Origin of the sequence: Adhaeribacter arboris (genome assembly GCF_003023845.1) — a bacterium.
GTDB lineage: Bacteria > Bacteroidota > Bacteroidia > Cytophagales > Hymenobacteraceae > Adhaeribacter > Adhaeribacter arboris.
In genome coordinates, this window is sequence record NZ_PYFT01000001.1 from 2,112,928 (window position 1) to 2,129,855 (window position 16,928).

Below are 16,928 nucleotides of genomic sequence, written 5' to 3' on the forward strand. Positions count from 1 at the left end.
GGCATTACTAGAATTTTATTCTTTATAGAAAGTGATACTTCTACTTGTATAAGGATATTTTATACGCGATTTAAAACAAACTACTCTTTCCTTTATTCTTATCCATTTAAATTATTTTCCTACCATCTAGGTATTTTAGATAATAATTTTTTATCTCTTCTACAATTTTCTAAAATTTCAAGAGTATCAAAAAACAGGACTGATTTTTGAACCTAAAGAATTAATTAATCTTAATATTTGTATACTTAAATAAACCTAAATTAGATAGTTTAACTTTTACTATATGCATAAACGACTACTCTTATTATTGTGTATTATTCCTTTTTTTATAAAAGCTCAAGACCATGGTTTTAAGTTAGGCAACACGAATATTTTAGAGTTGCAAATGACCACTTATAAGCATGACACGACTGCTCATGCTGTTATTCTAAATGAATTTGGGGATAGTTGGATTAGTGACGAAGGTGATTTAGAACTTCAGCATGAATACAAAGTCCGCATAAAAATATTAGATGAACAAGGCTTAAGACAAGCTAATATTTCTATTCCCATCCATAAAGTACCTGGTAAATCGGAACGGGTAAGCCAAATTATAGCTAGTACTTTTAATCTGGAGAATGGAAAAATAACCGAATCAAAATTTAACGGCAAAACCTACCTCGAAAGTAAAAATAAATACTACGATTTAGTAAAGTTTACGCTGCCTAATGTAAAAGTTGGTAGTGTAATAGAGGTAAAATACCTCTTACAATCTCCGTTTAAATACAATTTTAGACGTTGGGAATTTCAGGCTGATATTCCTAAAATTTATACGGAATATTGGGCTAAAATTCCGGGCAACTACGTCTATAATATGACTTTAATAAGCTTTTATCCTTTAGCTAAGCAGGAAAATGAAATCGTAAAAGATTGCTTTATGGTAGGTGGCGGTAAAGCGGATTGTGCCCGGTATAAGTACGCTATGAAAGACGTGCCTGCCTTTATAGAAGAAGAATTTATGACGGCTCGGAGTAACTACTTGGCAGCTCTTAATTTTGAACTATCCGAAGTACAAAGCTTTAATGGTTCCCGGGATCGCTTCACCAAAGAATGGAAAGATGCAGATCAGGAAATGCCTCAGGAACCTAAATTTGGATTACAACTTAAACGCGGTAAAGAAGTATTTAAAGAACACTTAGATCCGCTGTTGGCGACCACTCCCGATTCTTTACAACGAGCTCAACTGGTTTATAATTTTGTAAAGAACTGGTTCAAGTGGAATGAGTATTATGGTTGCTTTAGTGAAATCGGCATTAAAAAAGCGTATGATGCCAAATCAGGTAACGTTGCGGATATTAATCTGGCTTTAATTGCTGCTTTGCAGTACGCTGGTTTGCCTGCTCTTCCGGTTATTCTTTCCACCCGTGAAAATGGCCACCCAATTGAAGTACACCCGGTAATTAGCGATTTTAATTATGTAATTGCTCAGGTAAAAACTAAAGGCATTGTATACCAATTAGATGCTACAGATTCTTACCTACCTTTCGGCATGCTGCCGCTACGTTGTTTAAACGGCAAAGGACGAGCTATTCCGGCCAAAGGTTCTTCTTACTGGTCCGAACTAAAACCAATTGACAAGAAACGTCAAATTGCCCTATTAAATTTAACTCTTCATCCAGACGGGCACTTTTCTGGCAGTATAAATAATACTTCTACCGGATACGCAGCCATTCGCGACCGAAAACAAATTGATTCCTATAATAATCAGGAAGAGTACATAGAAGCCTTAGATGAAAAATGGAACAAAGTAAAAATTAATAAATACGAGATACAGAACCTTCCGGACGTAGATAAATCTCTTACCCGTATTATGCACGTAGCTATAGAAGGATTTGACGGATTAAATAAAAACCGGTTTATGCTCGATCCTTATTTCATTGATCGTTGGGAGAAAAATCCGTTTACTTCAACCGATCGCTTGTATCCCGTAGACTTAGGTACAGCTTTAGAGCAACAACTTACCATAACTATTGATTACCCGCAGGAGTATGAAACTGTTAATTTACCACCTGCCGTAGCTATTGCATTACCCAATGGCGGTGGGAAATATTTGTTCCAGGTAACTGATACCAACAATCGTTTATCGCTTACTAGTCTGGTAGCTCTGAGCAAACCGCTATACAGTCCACAAGAATACCAGTACCTAAAAGCATTCTTCGATAAAATCATTCAATCCTACCAGCAGCAAATCTTCTTTCAAAAGAAAGCAAAAGTCTGATGAGAACTTCTATTATTGTTTTACTTTTAATTGCAAGCACACTTTTTAAGGCCCGGGGGCAAGAAGCTTACCGCTCTGATCTTATTCCAAAAAACCTTCGTTCCTACGCCAACGCTGTTATTCGCTCTAATGAAACCACCGTAGAGGTTAAAGCCCTAGATGAGGTAAGCTACAAGGTAAAACAAGCCATCACTATTCTGAACAATAACGGCGAAGAATACGGATACGTAACTGTATATTATAACAAATCACGGCAAGTAAAATCTTTGAAGGCCTGTATCTACGATGCTCAGGGCAACTTAATTAAAAAAACAAGCAACAACGATTTTCAAGATGTAAGTGCCATTAGTAGCTTCTCGTTATTTGAAGATGAGCGCGTGAAATACTTTAAACCGCAAGTACCGCAGTTGCCTTACACGGTGGTGTATGAATACGAGTTAAAGCTTAAACAAACCTTACATTTGCCCGAATGGCACCCACAACCATCCGGCGATATTGCGGTGGAAAGCAGTTCCTTTACTTTTTTAACTAAACCAGGTTTTAAAATCCGTATTCGTGAGTTAAATCTCACCACCCCTAAGCAGGAAATAAACGAAAAAGAAGGTAAGAGGACCACGTGGACCGTACAAAACCTGGCTGCTCTGAAAATGGAACCGTATAGCCCACCCGCCGATGCCTATTTACCTAGTGTAGAATTAGCCGCCGTCAATTTTAAATATGAAGGTTTAACGGGTCAGATAACCAATTGGCAGGATTATGGGCAATGGGTTTACCAGAACTTGTTGAAAGGTAGAGATATTTTGCCTGCTGCCACCGTAACTAAAGTTAAGGAGTTAATTAAAGATTGCCCAACAACCCGGGATAAAGTTCAGAAAATCTACGAATACGCGCAGCAGAAAAACCGCTACATCAGTATTCAGATTGGAATCGGTGGCTTACAGCCTATGCGGGCGGAAGAAGTGGATCAACTGGCTTACGGCGATTGCAAAGCTTTAACTAATTACACCAAAGCTTTACTGCAAGTAGCGGGCATTCCTGCTATTTACACCGAAGTACACGCAGGAAATTTTAAACGCAGCTACACACCTGATTTTACGAGCTTACAAGGGAACCACGTTATACTTTGTGTGCCCTTACCTCAGCAACCCGATACTATCTGGCTGGAGTGCACGAGTAAAAATGCGCCAGTCGGATTTTTAGGTACCTTCACCGATGATCGCTACGTGTTACTTTGCACCGAAAAGGGCGGGGTTATTACCCGAACCCCACGTTACGAGGCACAGCAAAATCGACAAATACGGCAAGGAAATTTTAACTTAGAAGCAAATGGCACTTTAAGTGGGAAGGTAGAAACCCGTTTTGAAGGTACTCAGTACGATAATCGCGAGCACTTACGCGAAAAATCCCCAAAAGAAAAATTATATGAAATTCGGGAAACATACAACATACCCAATCTGGATATTATTTATTACAATCTTACTCAGCAAAAAAATAATACTCCGGCCACAATCGAGAAAATGGAATTAACTGCTCATCAGGCTGGTACGGTAAATGGCAGCTTGCTCCTGTTAAAATTAAACCAATTAAACCATGAAATAAGTGTACCGAAAGAAGTTCGTCAGCGTAAAAACAAGGTATATATTAACCGGGGATTTATGGATGAAGATGTTATTACTTACCAATTACCGCCTGGATATCAATTAGATTATGTTCCAGCTGCTGTAGATCTGCAAACATTTTTTGGCCATTACCAAGCAAAAGTGGAAGTAAAAAATAACATACTTATTTATACCAGGCAGCTTACATTACAGCAAGGAGAACATAATTCGGAAGTTTACGAGCAATTAGTAAAATTTTTTCAAAAAGTGGTAGATAGTGACCACGAAAAAATAATATTAAAGAAGCAAGAAATCTTAGGTTACAAGTAACTCACCTTTACGTAGTAAAATTTTCTAGCTGTTCTCTAGTTACTAGTATAAAGTTTAAACGAAGCTAAAATTCTTGCATACAGCTTTTCAAAATTTAAATTAAACAGAATTCTCTACCTATTCAAAAAGGATTTTTGGCAGGAAAATTGCTAATATTTAAAGTGTAAATTTTACTTCCTGTTTTTTTTACATCTACCAATTAATGCAAGAGGCGACCTCATATAGGTTGCCTTTTTGTTTTATCGCTAATTAAGTATTTATACCGTTACCAGCTTCATTTCAAAATAAGGCAAACTTAGATAAAAGCTTGAACGGCTCTTTATAACCCTTTAATTAAGTCGTTCTTAATACTATAAACTGCCCATACAGTCTTACACAATTTAATTCTTTTCTTAGCTAAATAGACTTAAATGCAATTAATACCCTCTCGCTAAATCTACTTGAAATAAAATTTCTTCTTCTTTTAAAAAACGGGCAAGATTAACCAGCACTTGTTTAACCTTTCCTTCTTCTTCGCCGCGGTAGCCACCTCCCGTATGTTGGGTAAGCAGGACATTTTTCATTTCCCACAAAGGATTACTTTCCGGTAAGGGTTCTTGCTCTGTAACATCTAATACAGCCCCGATTAATTTACCTGATTGCAAAACCGCAATTAAAGCGGACTCATCAGTGGTAGTGCCCCGTCCTACACTGGCGTACAAACTGCCCGTTTTCATAGCTTGTAAAAAGGTTTGCGAAACGTATTTATCTGCGCCACCCGGTAAAGTATTTATTACAACGTCCGTTTCTGGTAAAACTTCCAGTAAAGCTTCAAAAGAATGAATATCGGCAACCGAATTTTGCCGAGCAGTCAATTTTATCTGGCAGCCGAAACCCAATAACATTTGCTTACAAGTTTGTCCAATAGTGCCGGCCCCCAAAATAACCACTTTCTTATTACCTAATAAATCCAGATGAGGCCGAACGTGGCTGCCTTGCCATTCTTTCTGTTCTTGGAGTTTTACTAATTCCGGAATGCCGCGGTAAAAAGCCAATATACCTCCTACCATAGTTTCGGCGCAGGGGCGAGCAAAGAAATCACCCATATTCGCCACCGAAGCGTTTAACTTTACCGATTGGTATTGTTCAAACCCGGCCGAGTCTAACTGCCAAAAAAGTAATTTGGGCAATGTTGCCTCGAACCAAGATACGGGTGGGTTCCCCATTATTATTTCAGCTGACTGAAAGGCATTTAAAATCTCAATCTCAGGTAATTCATTTCTAAAAACAGGAGTTATAGTAGGCGGTAATTCTTGTCGTAAATAACTTCGATTTGCTTCATTTAAAGAAGTATATACAAATAGCTTCATTTCTTTCTGTTAAAATATATATTGGTCGTGTTTCCTTAAGTCTAATAATTACTTAATACCAGCAAAGAAGAACGTACTACTGCTTTTATCCCGCAAGTATAAAAGTTATCAGCCATTATTATAACAGAAGAAATGAATTATCTTTCATAAATTTTAAAAACCCACCAACCGAAATGAAGAGACTTGATGTTAAAGCTATTAATACGACATAATAACAGTTTAGAACATGGATGCTTAATAACAAAATATAACAGCAGAATACAGGAATTTATAATGGACATAGCCCTAATCTGCTACTAATTAAAATTATTACAACTACCTACCTCACTTTTTGTAGTACCAGTTGTAAAGAATCTCTTCCCATGTAGCCGGCAATAGAAATTTCTTTACCGGAATCAAAGCGGGTAATAATCGCTTGTAAGGTATCGGTTTTGCCGCGGGGCATGTAGTCGCCAACGGGGTCACTTGCAAAGTTAAAGATACTTTTAAAAGTTTTTCGCTGAGAATCATAATCGTAATGGCCAAAGAGCCGGCGTTTGTGGCTATTAAACTGCAAAATGCAAGCGTTACCATCGTCGAAATATACCCGGTTAAGGATGGAATCTTGCGCCAGTACTTTTAAAGACGTTGGCTGATGGTTGATTTGCAAACTTTTTACATCGTAGACGCCGTATAATTCCGATTCGTGGGCAGCTTGGCTTCTCCAATAAAACAAATAAATGTACCCAAAGGCTAACACCATTACGCACAGGCGAATAGCATTTTTTAGTTTACTGCCTCCTAAATGAATAGTGGGTAAAGATTCCTGGGCACTTAAGAAAAACAAAACCAACCGGTGGTATTCTGAAAGAAGTAAATACATCAACCCTAAACTCAGGACGAGAGATTGGTACAGAGGCCCAATGCCTAAGCGGTAAAAATAATTGATACATACAATGTTGATCATTACCGGCAACAGCACCATTATACCTAGCAAGCGGGTTCGCCGGAATAGCAGCAGGAAAGAACCTATAATTTGAGCACTCGCTACAATCATCCCGAATGTGTGCGAGTAGCCATAAAAATGCCACATTAGCCAGGAGGGCACTTGCTCACCCGTTGGAATATCAGCAATAGACAAAGGCACCGGCCGGAACTGCAAGCCGAACACTTTTTTCCACCCAAAACTAACAATATCAAAAGCCAGACAGTAACTAATAACTCCTCGCCAAAAGGCCAATATCCGCGGCGATCTTTCGGGTTGCTGTTTCTCGCTACGCTGCCAGAAAAATACGTACCCTAAAGGTAACACCAAAGGCAGAAGAGTTACCAGGTAAATAATTCTTTCGGCAGGACGCAATAAATTGAGGGTTACCATCATAATAACCGCCGAAATAGAGGCTCCGGCAATTAACAAGGTTACTATTTTGTGCGGAATGGAATAAGACAGTTTCATGGTAGCGAGGGTTTAGAAGTTTATTTTCTAGAAGATGTACCCTCCCGGTAAAATCCATAAAACCAGTTTAAACCAATTAAATAATTGTAATAAAAAATTATGAAAAATCTATCTCTTTACTTAATGGTGTTGTTGTACGTAGGAGCAGGCATTGTCCATTTCCTTCGACCAAAGATGTACCTGACCATAATGCCTCCTTGGTTGCCTTTTCCCCGATTTTTGATTCTTATGAGCGGCATCTGTGAAGTAGTATTTGGTTTATTATTAATTCCGGCTCAAACCCGCCCCTTAGGCGCTTGGCTGATTATTGCCTTATTGATTGCCGTGTTTCCAGCCAATGTTCAAATGACCTTGCAGTATACTGAACTTCATCGCGCTGGTTGGCAGCTGACCTGGTTGCGTTTACCCCTGCAAGCCGTACTCATCTGGTGGGCATATTCATTTACCAGTTATCATTAATAATTATTTATCCACTCATCAACCCTAATTTATAATGGATAAATAGTAAGTTGTAACTAAAAAATGGTAAATAGCAGCTGATTTAACCTTATTGAGGATGAATACGTTATTGTTTATAAATTTAATAATTGCATTGCTCGAATACTGAACTAATACCTTAACCTTTAAACAAAAAGATAAAGTTATGGAATCAATTTTAGGAAAGTACGCTCCCTATTTTTACGCGCTGCTACGAATTGTAGCGGGGCTAATGTTTGCAATGCACGGTAGCCAGAAGTTACTGGGAATACCCGGTGACCAACCCGGCATGCCAATAGCTTCTATGATGGGTTTTGCGGGAATAGTGGAATTAGTTGGCGGCTTACTAATTGCTTTTGGATTATTCACCAGTATTGCCGCCTTTATTGCCAGTGGTGAAATGGCCGTAGCTTTTTTTATGGCTCACTTTCCGAAGGGACCATTACCTATTCTGAACCAAGGCGAGTTAGCTGTTCTGTACTGCTTTTTATTTTTATACATTGCCGCACACGGGGCCGGCATTTGGAGTATCGACGCTATTAGAAAGCCTAGAACGGCCGTAACGTATTAATCTATCTTATATTATTTAAATTAAGTTAGTGTCCGTATCTAGACCTGGAATTAAATGGGTATGCCGTTTAATTCCAGGTCTATTATATAGTCCTAATTTCGGTTATTTTGCAATTAGTGAGTTAAAAACGGGCAATATTCGTTTGGTAGAAAGTTCTTAAGATAATCAGCACATTATGATCCTGTTGCCCGGAAGGTTGCTTCAGGAGAGTTTTGTTGTTTACATTTTGATAACCCGCCAGTTGGGCAAACTCCGGAGCCGATATCGTTCTAAATCCCATGGACCAATCCGGAAAGTTGCGCTGTTCTAATTGTCCTTCGCTTAATTTAATAATGCCCCGATGCCGGGAATCGCGTTCGATTTTTGTATATAGCGCTTTTACCGTTTGCTCCTCACCTTCTATTACCTGAACAATACTGCCTTCATGGTAAAGTAACATACCCGTTACATTTAAAGCTCGGTTATTGGCATTACTCACAACCAAAATCTCTTTCAACTCTTCATCGCTCATTAACTGAGCAGCCGTACTTAAATAAACAATGTAATACATGGCAGGGCTCCTGTCTTAAATGAAAATAAGATAGAATCAATGCCGATTAAAACGTTACTATTTAGAGAAAGTTCAGTAAAAAGAACAATTTGCTACTAACCCGCCAATCAAGCTCTAAATATTCTAGCTTATAAAAGCGCGTATACCATTAAATAATCTCACGAAAGAATATTTTTCAACCTTTAATGTATGAGTCGATAAAAGTCACTCAAATAAAACTTACTTACCTAATGGCTTTTTTTATTTGCTGAATGAAAGCGGATCACACATAAACAGTTGTATATTAAGTAGTCTTGTTAAAAGAGATTATAAGCAAGAGTAAGCAGGATTCAAATTTAAGAAACTGTAAATGCAAATTTATTCTTGCCATATTATTTACTAATCAGTCTACTTTTAAAAAGAAATCATGGTATCAAATACGTTAGGTTATTTAGAGCTAAATTTAGTACAGGTTAATATCAGGCGTTGGTTTTTTCAATTTTCTTAACTTCTTGCCGTGTAAACCACCAGTAGAGGGGTACCCCGGTTAACATCAGTACCAAACCAATTGCAGCTTCGCGGGGCCGGTTAAAGAAAGTATTCATTACCAGTAAGGCACAAAAAATAATCATAATGGCGGGCACTACCGGGTAACCCCATACGCGATAAGGCCGGTGGGCATCCGGCATTTTTTTTCTTAAGATAAATACCCCCAAAGTAGTGGCGCCGTAATAAATAAAAACGGCAAAAATAATCATATCGGTTAATTGATCGAAGGAACCGGAAAGTACCAGTAAACAAGCCCAAAATCCCTGGTACCACAAGGAATTAGCCGGTGTATTTACCTGATTTAACTCGGCAACCGGTTTAAAAAATAATCCTTCGCGGGCCATAGCAAAATACGTGCGGCAACTGGCTAAGATAGTAGCGTTGGTGCAACCCAGCGTGGTAACCAAAATTAAGCCAGAAATAAATACCGCACCTTTACTGCCCCAGAAACTTCGCACGGCCTCTACTGCCGCAATTTGATTACCCGATCGGTGAATTTGCTCCAGTTCCGGAACCGATAACACCGCCAAATAGGTGGCATTTACTAACAGGTAAATAGTAATAATAAGAAGTACCCCAATGGCAATTCCCCGGGGAATCATGCGATTCGCATCTTTAATTTCTCCTCCTACGTAGCCAATGGCTGCCCAACCCTGGTAAGCCCAGAAAGCCGACAACATAGCCGTAAAAATACTGCTCATCGTAATAGCTTTACCCGTCGTAGTACTTATCTGGAATGGCTGTACCAGTTGAGCCGAACTACTACTGATGCCAAAAAGAATAATGGTGAAAATACCCGTAAAAACCAGAATCAAAATACCCGTACTTACGTTCGCCCCGGTTTTAATACCCCGGGTATTCAGCCAGGTAAGTAACAGAATAAGTACAATAGCCAAACACTTCACATTAAAATCGGCGAAAGGGTAAAAGATTCCCCCAATGTTTACTTCGGCTAAACTAGGTAGTAAGGGTGGCAAAGCAATCAAACTGCTGAGCGATTGCGCAAAAACATACGCCAACGACGAAATAGAAGCCGTTTGAATAACGGTAAACAAGGACCAACCGAAAATAAAAGCAAAAAACCGGTTGTATATTTTTTTGTAATAAGAATACTCGCCCCCGGTATCGGCGAGTAAGCCGGCCACTTCGGCGTTACTTAAGGCTCCAAATAAGGTAATAATACCACCTAATAGCCAACACAGCAAAATCCATCCCGAGGAATGTAATTCATCGGCCATAGGCGCCACTTTCTTGTAAACGCCCGACCCAATTATATTGCCGATGACGACTACAATTACTAACCGCAGGCCCAACGACCGCTGGAGTTGTTTGGTGGTACTCATAAAATTTAAAAGGTATACTCCGGAAATATAAGGTATTTCACCAGAAATATATACTCTCGAAAGAAGAAACTCCTAAATTTAAAGGGTGCATGAATCAAAAACATTAAGAAACTAGCTCCAAGCATTCCTTAGGAAACGTACCCAATTGCCCTGCATTACGTTCTGAATATCTTCTTCGGAGTAGCCCCGGTGAGATAATAAATCGGGGATCTTTTGTAAATCGGCAATGGTTTCTAAATCAAAAGGACTTTGTTCTTGGCCAAAAGCGCCATCTAAGTCGGAACCAATGCCGATGTGCCGGGTATTACCGGCCAATTGGCAAATATGATCTAAGTGATCGATTACGGTTTCCAGCGAACAATTCATTTCTTGAGGAGTAGATTCGCCCCGTTTCCAGTTGGGTACCAGCATCCAGGCATCGAAAGCCCCGCCAATAACCGCTCCCCGTTTAATTAGTTCTTTTAATTGTTCATCGCTGAACTGCCGGTTGTGGTTTACCAAACTCCGGCAATTATTATGGCTGGCCCACACCGGCCCGTGAAAACAATCTAAGGCATCCCAGAAGGCATCATCGCATAAATGAGTAGCATCTAAAATAATGTTGAGTCGTTCCATTTCGCGCAGCAGTTCTTTGCCTTGAGAATTTAAATTACCCGTCGCATCAGTGCCGTTGGCGTATCGGCCCGGACCGTAGTGCGCCGGCCCAACGGCTCTTAATCCATTTTGCCAGGCTCTTTCCAGATGCCCAATGGTAACGAGTGAATCGGCGCCTTCCAAACTTAAAATATATCCGATGGGTAGATTTTCTGAGTTTGCTTCTGGGGCTGTCCAGCGTTGTAAATGATTTTCCAAAGAAGCTTTATCGGTAATAGCCGTCAACTCTCCCACTTCTTCCATGCTGCGGTACCAGGCTAATTGGCCCTGCGTTTGGGCCCAAGCTTGTTCCGGCGAATGCCAACCCGGTAAGGGATTACTTGGAGCAACGTATCGGGCAATTTGCGTAGCTACTACTAATCCCACATTCCCCCGTCGAAGTTCCGGAAACGCAACGATTCCTTTTCCCCGGTCCGGCAAATCCGTTTTATGCTTTTCGCGTTCGCGGAGGTTGTGAACGGGTTGACGTAAATCCCGGTTCCACTCCAGGGCATTCATGGCAAGGTCGAGGTGGGCATCTATAGTAAGCATTTTAATATTTTTAATTTCTTCTGTTTTCTGGTATTACTTGAAGTCTTTTCAAGTCTCCATACTGCGGCGCTGATGCGGTTTGATCAGTAACCTGGTTGCCTCATGGCCGACGGGCCTCATTTGGCTCTTCCGGGCCGGTCTGAGCTTCCGTTCCTCGGAATGCTAAAGCACCGGAATCTTCGAAGGCCCTCCACCGCCAAACTGATGTCGTTTATTCTTGGCTCCGGTCTTTCGCTATAGATGGAATTTAATTATACTAAAGTTTATCTACATATTTCAGAAATAACATGAGCGTAAGTTTATAGCTACTGTTTGTACCTAATTACTAACCGAAAGAGGAATTGTCTTACCCAAGCGTAAGCTTAAAACGTATATCTTACAACTTAAAACATACAACTTACGAGGCTCAGACAGTAATAAACCGGTTACGGGAAACTACGGCCCATTGGGTTTTAATGGTATTATCTTCGGCTACGTAGGCTTTATCGTAAAGGGCACACGTAGGGCATATATGGATGGGGATACCGTAAAAAACATCTCCTACCTGGTACGTATTACCAAAGGTTACTTTCACAACCAAATGTTCTTCGCTTTGCGAAATGGGTTGCGCATCAGGGGCATTCAGAAATATTACGCGGGGTAAAGGACTTTCGGCGGCAATGGCTTTATGGCCTAAATCGAGACAAAGCGTTTCGGCATCCATTTTAGAAATAACACGGGTTGCTACTAAAGCCGCAAACTGAAAAGACTGCTCAGACAAAGTGGTGCTGTACCCATAATCCCAAAAGATAAAAGTACCAGGGCTACACTCCACTCCGGGTCGCTGAGCATGAAGGGGGAAAGTAGGCGAACCACCCGCTACAATAATAGGTTTTACATAACCCTTAGCCATTATTTCGGCGGCCATAGCAGCTACCGGTTCAAAGGCGGCATCACAGGCAATTTTTCGTAAATTTATATCCGGGTCACGCAAATGGCCATCGTAGGCGTGTAAACCAATTGGTTGTATTCCGTTTAAGCGGTAACAAGTCTGGTATAGCTCCAAGGCTTCCGGACCAGGCACAATGCCCGTCCGGTTCATGCCTACGTTTAAATCTAAAAAAATAGGTAAGGTTAAATTTGCCGGGGCAAATAGAGCGGCAATGCTTTGTGCTACGGGTAAATTATCTACTAAACAGGAAAAAGTCGTATTCGGGTACTTTTGTACTAATTGCAATAATCGATTTATCTTAGGACCAACCGGTTGATACGCTAAAAGCACGTCGGGCGCTCCCGCCTGAGCCAGCATTTCGGCCTCCGCAATGGTGGCACATTTAAATTTAGTAATACCGGCCTCCAACAAAAGATTGGTTACTTCGGCCATTTTGTGCGTTTTTACGTGCGGCCGCAACCATTCTAACCCCGATACCATAGAGGTAAGCAACTGAATATTTTGTTTTACTCGCTCCGGATAAACAATCAGCGCCGGTGTATCAATGGTATCTATATTGGTGATCGTATACCAGGCAAGAGCATCGGTTTCAATCATACTTTGTACCTACTAGTTGTTAGTTATTTGTTGCTGGTTGTTTGTAAATAAGATAGGCTGTTTTTGATTTTATCTTTTAAGGGGAGAAATCAACTTAAATGAGTTAGGATATAAATTTATTCATTATATCAGCTCAAACAAAGCTTCGATTTCTACCGGAATATTATCGGGCAGCGAACCCATACCTACGGCGCTTCTTACGCCAATGCCGTTTTCTTCTCCCCAAATCTGAGCAAATAATTCGCTGCAGCCATTAATGATAAAGGGATGCTTTTCAAAAGTTGGTACACAATTTACCATACCAAATACTTTAATCACTCTTTTTACGCGGTTTAAGCTGCCTAAATTAGCTTTTAAGGTGGCTAAAATGGCTAACCCTACTTGGCGGGCCGCTATTTTGCCGTCTTCGGGTGTCATATCCTGGCCAATACGGCCAATGATAAGGGAGCCGTCGGATTTTACGGTGCCGTGCCCTGATACGTAACAATATTTGCCATCTAACAATAAGGGTTTGTAAACTCCCAAAGGTGTAGGAGCAGGCGGTAACTCTAAACCTAATTTTTCAAAGTGCGCTTCTGGTGTCATAGCCGGAATGTTGTTTTTGCAAATATAGAAGTTGGTAACGTTGTTCGGCTTTTTTACGAAAGTTAATCTTTAATAAAATAAAACCCGGCCATCTGAAAAAATGCTTTTCGGACTGCCGGGTTGAAATAAAAGTTCTCAGTTATGCTAAAGACCGTTAACTTTTATATGGCTGATTCATACTTTACCGTTTCGGCGGTACGCTGCATTTCAGAGATTAACTGGTACGAGCGAACCCGGGCTGCGTGGTCGTAAATAGGCGAGGAAAGTATAAGCTCATTGGCTTGGGTGCTATCCAAAAAAGCCTGTAAATTTTCTTTTACCTGCTGCGGATTGCCAATAAATGTATAGCGAAGCATATGGTAGACGGAATATTCTTCCGAATCGTTCCAGGAATCTTCCAGGTTTTCTACCGGTGGCTGCAAGGGCTGCGATTTTCCCCGGATAACGTTTAAAAACGAAGCGTACAAACTGGTAGCTAAGAGATGGGCTTCGTCTTCGGTATCGGCTACTATGGCGTTTGCGGCTACCATTACGTAAGGTTCTTTAAGCGATTCGGAAGGCCGGAAACTTTCGCGGTATACTTGTAAAGCGGCGTGCAAATAGGTAGGAGCAAAATGGCTGGCAAATGCATAAGGTAACCCTAAAATACCCGCTAGTTGGGCCCCGAAAGTACTCGAGCCTAAAATCCAGATGGGTATATTCAATCCTTCGCCGGGTATGGCGCGCACCGGGGAAGTAGAATTTTCAATCGAGAAATAAGTCAGCAGTTCTTCTACGTTTTCCGGAAAATCGTTTACTGAACCTTGCAAGCTCCGCCGGAGCGCCATGGCCGTTAATTGGTCGGAACCGGGAGCCCGGCCCAATCCCAGGTCAATCCGGTCGGGGTAAAGCGAGGCCAAAGTTCCAAACTGCTCGGCAATGACTAGGGGCGCGTGATTAGGCAGCATAATTCCCCCAGAACCTACCCGGATAGTAGACGTACCGCCGGCAATATAACCAATTAATACGGCCGTAGCAGAACTGGCAATTCCTACCATATTGTGGTGTTCGGCCATCCAGTAACGTTTATAACCCAGGCGTTCGGCTTGTTGGGCTAAATTTAAGCTGTTATGAAAAGAATCGGCGGGAGTTTTTCCGGCTAAAACGGGTACTAAATCCAAAACGGAAATAGGTATATCAGATAGCTTTCTAGGCTGTATCGTATTCATGTTAGGGCATTAAATGATGAATGACTTTTCTCCTCCAACCGCTATTTAGGCCTCTCCCTTTTTGATATTTAATTTTCTGAAGATTATTAGTTAGCAGCTAAGTGTAGGACTTAAAAATGCTTATACGTTTATTTGTTTAGTAAGTAACAGGTTTTAGAAGGTTGGTTATGCTATCAATCTCCCTAATCACGCGAAAACTAGAAAAATCCAGGGTTCACAAAATCTTAAGCCTGAAACTTATCTCAACGAATAAATTATAACTTATGCAAAACAAAAGAAGGAGCGTAAAGTTTAACTCTCCCGAAACAAGGAAAAGACAGGACCTTGCAGAATTGTTTTCTAGATGAATAAAGGAGAAAGTAAATAGACGAATATTTAATTAATTACCAGGTAAAGTACCCCGGCTGATAACGCGGCAAATAAAGTATTCAGCAAATTAACTGCATCGTTCGATAAATATCCTGGGTTCTCCAAAGCGGCGCCTAAAATAGAATCGAATAAGTTTCCGAGAACACCAGCTATAATTATCACTCCTATGGCCCAGCTCCACCCAAAACCCAGGCCGAATACAAAGCCGATTAATCCACTCCCAATAAAGCCAAAAGCTGTTCCTTCCAGACTAATTACCCCGTTTAAACCGCGAGTACCTTTCCGGAAGGTAAGAACATGATAAAACTGGCGCCCGTACACAATACCTAATTCGGAAGAGAGCGTATCGGAAGTGGCCGAAGCAAAACTAGCGGCCAGCATTACCCGGAATAAATCTGCTTTAACTGGAAAAAAATACGCTAAAAGGCCCAGAATAGCCGCTATTCCCGCGTTAGCAAAGGCCTGACTAGCCGTGCGCCGACCTTTATTTATTTCGGCCAGACCTAAGTCTTGTTTGTATTGAAGTTTCCAGGAAGTGGCCGCAGTTCCTAAAATAAAAAACAAGCCGAGTAAAACCATTCCGGTATATCCTGCTCCCAGGTAAATCGCCATCCCTAGCAAGCCGCCGGTAATAGCACCCGTAACCGTTAACTTACCAGCCGCTACGCTCATAAACATACCCAGCCCAAGTAAGAGCAGAACAAACCAAAAATGAATACCCATCTTTTTAATCAGCTTTACAGTTGCAATGAATAATACCCCAAGAACCTTTTTGCTTTAAGCAACTGGTCGGCGTTAAATTACCCTATTATTTTACTCAACTTGCAAAAATACAACTTACCACCTTTCTGGCCGTTATTAGAAACTCCTGTACTTTTTAATAAGAAACCTTTAGGGTAACTACTAAACGTAATTACTTACCTGACCTTTAAAAATTTAAAAACTTCCCTATGTGGATTCTCTTTGCTTTATTAGCCGCCCTTACTTCTGCCATTGTGGTAACTTTATCTAAAGCCGCCATTAAAGATGTGGATTCTAACTTGGTTTTTGCTATCCAGGCTATCGTTATTTTATTAGTTTCGTGGGGAGTAGTAACCTGGCAAGGCAATGTTTCAGACGTGGGGCAGATTGAGCGGCGCACTTGGATATTTTTGGGTCTGGCTGGCTTTTTAACCTGCGTTTCGTCGTTGCTGGCTTTTTATGCGCTTAAAATGGGCGATGCCTCTCGCGTATCGCCGCTCGAAAGATTATCGCTGGTATTCGCTATTATTTTCGCGGTTATTTTTTTAAAGGAAAAAATAGAATGGCCGGTAGTTTTAGGAGCCGTGCTCATGGCAATCGGAGCTATTATAATTGCCGTTTCCGGTTATTCATCTAAATAATCATTGCCTTTTTTTTTTGATCTAACAAGACGAAATAATTATTGACAGCCACTAATCAAATAACAACGCCTTTTTGATTCTTGTTTTGTGAATTAACCTTCCGGTTAGTTTACTTTTCAATCACTATTGTACCTTTCTCTACTTTATTATTTCTGCAAAAGTTATTTTCTTCTAACAGCAGGGTAAACACTTATAAAATTCTTAAAAAGAATGTGCAACTACTTTAAACCAGG

The 16,928-nt window shown here is 40.6% G+C and carries 14 protein-coding genes; 5 read left to right on the top strand and 9 right to left on the bottom strand.

Going from position 1 to position 16,928, the window contains the following annotated elements:
* Nucleotides 1-283: 283 nt before the first annotated feature.
* Together AHMF7605_RS08605 and AHMF7605_RS08610 are read left to right on the top strand one after the other, a co-directional pair.
* Entirely contained in the window at nt 284-2,257 is a 1,974-nt protein-coding gene (locus AHMF7605_RS08605; protein ID WP_106928347.1) for a DUF3857 domain-containing protein, read from the top strand.
* Nucleotides 2,257-4,185: a DUF3857 domain-containing protein gene (locus tag AHMF7605_RS08610; protein WP_106928349.1), complete on the top strand. Its 1,929-nt coding sequence runs from the start codon at nt 2,257-2,259 to the stop codon at nt 4,183-4,185. Before AHMF7605_RS08605 ends, AHMF7605_RS08610 begins: the two co-directional genes overlap by 1 nt.
* A gap of 416 nt (nt 4,186-4,601) precedes the next feature.
* On the opposite strand, the gene AHMF7605_RS08615 is transcribed toward AHMF7605_RS08610, so the two are convergent.
* Both AHMF7605_RS08615 and AHMF7605_RS08620 read right to left on the bottom strand, forming a co-directional pair.
* Nucleotides 4,602-5,534, bottom strand: a complete 933-nt coding sequence (locus AHMF7605_RS08615; RefSeq protein WP_106928351.1) for a D-2-hydroxyacid dehydrogenase — start codon at nt 5,532-5,534, stop codon at nt 4,602-4,604.
* A gap of 319 nt (nt 5,535-5,853) precedes the next feature.
* Complete coding sequence (locus AHMF7605_RS08620; RefSeq protein ID WP_106928353.1) at nt 5,854-6,969, bottom strand: hypothetical protein; 1,116 nt, start codon at nt 6,967-6,969, stop codon at nt 5,854-5,856.
* A gap of 99 nt (nt 6,970-7,068) precedes the next feature.
* Between AHMF7605_RS08620 and AHMF7605_RS08625 the strand changes: the two genes are divergently transcribed.
* The gene (locus tag AHMF7605_RS08625; protein ID WP_106928355.1) at nt 7,069-7,428 is read left to right on the top strand and encodes a DoxX family protein; all 360 of its coding nucleotides are present in this window, start codon (nt 7,069-7,071) and stop codon (nt 7,426-7,428) included.
* A gap of 184 nt (nt 7,429-7,612) precedes the next feature.
* Complete coding sequence (locus AHMF7605_RS08630) at nt 7,613-8,017, top strand: DoxX family protein (protein WP_106928357.1); 405 nt, start codon at nt 7,613-7,615, stop codon at nt 8,015-8,017.
* Nucleotides 8,018-8,138: 121 nt separating this feature from the next.
* Here AHMF7605_RS08630 and AHMF7605_RS08635 read toward each other — a convergent pair whose 3' ends face one another.
* The 7 genes from AHMF7605_RS08635 to AHMF7605_RS08665 all read right to left on the bottom strand — a co-directional run bounded on the left by AHMF7605_RS08635 (nt 8,139) and on the right by AHMF7605_RS08665 (nt 16,036).
* On the bottom strand, nt 8,139-8,567 hold the full coding sequence (locus AHMF7605_RS08635) for a BLUF domain-containing protein (RefSeq protein WP_106928359.1): 429 nt from the start codon (nt 8,565-8,567) through the stop codon (nt 8,139-8,141).
* A 458-nt stretch (nt 8,568-9,025) separates the two neighbouring features.
* On the bottom strand, nt 9,026-10,438 hold the full coding sequence (locus AHMF7605_RS08640; RefSeq protein WP_106928361.1) for an APC family permease: 1,413 nt from the start codon (nt 10,436-10,438) through the stop codon (nt 9,026-9,028).
* A 111-nt stretch (nt 10,439-10,549) separates the two neighbouring features.
* Nucleotides 10,550-11,623, bottom strand: coding sequence for a dipeptidase (locus AHMF7605_RS08645; protein ID WP_106928363.1), 1,074 nt, complete (start codon nt 11,621-11,623; stop codon nt 10,550-10,552).
* Nucleotides 11,624-12,029: 406 nt separating this feature from the next.
* A complete protein-coding gene (locus tag AHMF7605_RS08650; RefSeq protein WP_106928365.1) occupies nt 12,030-13,151 on the bottom strand; it encodes a D-TA family PLP-dependent enzyme in 1,122 nt (373 codons plus the stop codon).
* A 123-nt stretch (nt 13,152-13,274) separates the two neighbouring features.
* Entirely contained in the window at nt 13,275-13,736 is a 462-nt protein-coding gene (locus AHMF7605_RS08655) for a RidA family protein (RefSeq protein ID WP_106928368.1), read from the bottom strand.
* Nucleotides 13,737-13,897: 161 nt separating this feature from the next.
* A complete protein-coding gene (locus AHMF7605_RS08660) occupies nt 13,898-14,944 on the bottom strand; it encodes an LLM class flavin-dependent oxidoreductase (protein WP_106928370.1) in 1,047 nt (348 codons plus the stop codon).
* A 375-nt stretch (nt 14,945-15,319) separates the two neighbouring features.
* Nucleotides 15,320-16,036: a DUF92 domain-containing protein gene (locus AHMF7605_RS08665; RefSeq protein WP_106928372.1), complete on the bottom strand. Its 717-nt coding sequence runs from the start codon at nt 16,034-16,036 to the stop codon at nt 15,320-15,322.
* A gap of 227 nt (nt 16,037-16,263) precedes the next feature.
* Here AHMF7605_RS08665 and AHMF7605_RS08670 point away from each other — a divergent pair, with 227 nt between their 5' ends.
* Nucleotides 16,264-16,695: an EamA family transporter gene (locus AHMF7605_RS08670; RefSeq protein ID WP_106928374.1), complete on the top strand. Its 432-nt coding sequence runs from the start codon at nt 16,264-16,266 to the stop codon at nt 16,693-16,695.
* Nucleotides 16,696-16,928: the final 233 nt, after the last annotated feature.

Excerpts from the sequence above, each read along its gene's own strand:
- AHMF7605_RS08605 (WP_106928347.1), top strand. The coding sequence starts at position 284 with ATGCATAAACGACTACTCTTATTATTGTGTATTATTCCTTTTTTTATA.
- AHMF7605_RS08610 (WP_106928349.1), top strand. The coding sequence starts at position 2,257 with ATGAGAACTTCTATTATTGTTTTACTTTTAATTGCAAGCACACTTTTT.
- AHMF7605_RS08615 (WP_106928351.1), bottom strand. The coding sequence starts at position 5,534 with ATGAAGCTATTTGTATATACTTCTTTAAATGAAGCAAATCGAAGTTAT.
- AHMF7605_RS08620 (WP_106928353.1), bottom strand. The coding sequence starts at position 6,969 with ATGAAACTGTCTTATTCCATTCCGCACAAAATAGTAACCTTGTTAATT.
- AHMF7605_RS08625 (WP_106928355.1), top strand. The coding sequence starts at position 7,069 with ATGAAAAATCTATCTCTTTACTTAATGGTGTTGTTGTACGTAGGAGCA.
- AHMF7605_RS08630 (WP_106928357.1), top strand. The coding sequence starts at position 7,613 with ATGGAATCAATTTTAGGAAAGTACGCTCCCTATTTTTACGCGCTGCTA.
- AHMF7605_RS08635 (WP_106928359.1), bottom strand. The coding sequence starts at position 8,567 with ATGTATTACATTGTTTATTTAAGTACGGCTGCTCAGTTAATGAGCGAT.
- AHMF7605_RS08640 (WP_106928361.1), bottom strand. The coding sequence starts at position 10,438 with ATGAGTACCACCAAACAACTCCAGCGGTCGTTGGGCCTGCGGTTAGTA.
- AHMF7605_RS08645 (WP_106928363.1), bottom strand. The coding sequence starts at position 11,623 with ATGCTTACTATAGATGCCCACCTCGACCTTGCCATGAATGCCCTGGAG.
- AHMF7605_RS08650 (WP_106928365.1), bottom strand. The coding sequence starts at position 13,151 with ATGATTGAAACCGATGCTCTTGCCTGGTATACGATCACCAATATAGAT.
- AHMF7605_RS08655 (WP_106928368.1), bottom strand. The coding sequence starts at position 13,736 with ATGACACCAGAAGCGCACTTTGAAAAATTAGGTTTAGAGTTACCGCCT.
- AHMF7605_RS08660 (WP_106928370.1), bottom strand. The coding sequence starts at position 14,944 with ATGAATACGATACAGCCTAGAAAGCTATCTGATATACCTATTTCCGTT.
- AHMF7605_RS08665 (WP_106928372.1), bottom strand. The coding sequence starts at position 16,036 with ATGGGTATTCATTTTTGGTTTGTTCTGCTCTTACTTGGGCTGGGTATG.
- AHMF7605_RS08670 (WP_106928374.1), top strand. The coding sequence starts at position 16,264 with ATGTGGATTCTCTTTGCTTTATTAGCCGCCCTTACTTCTGCCATTGTG.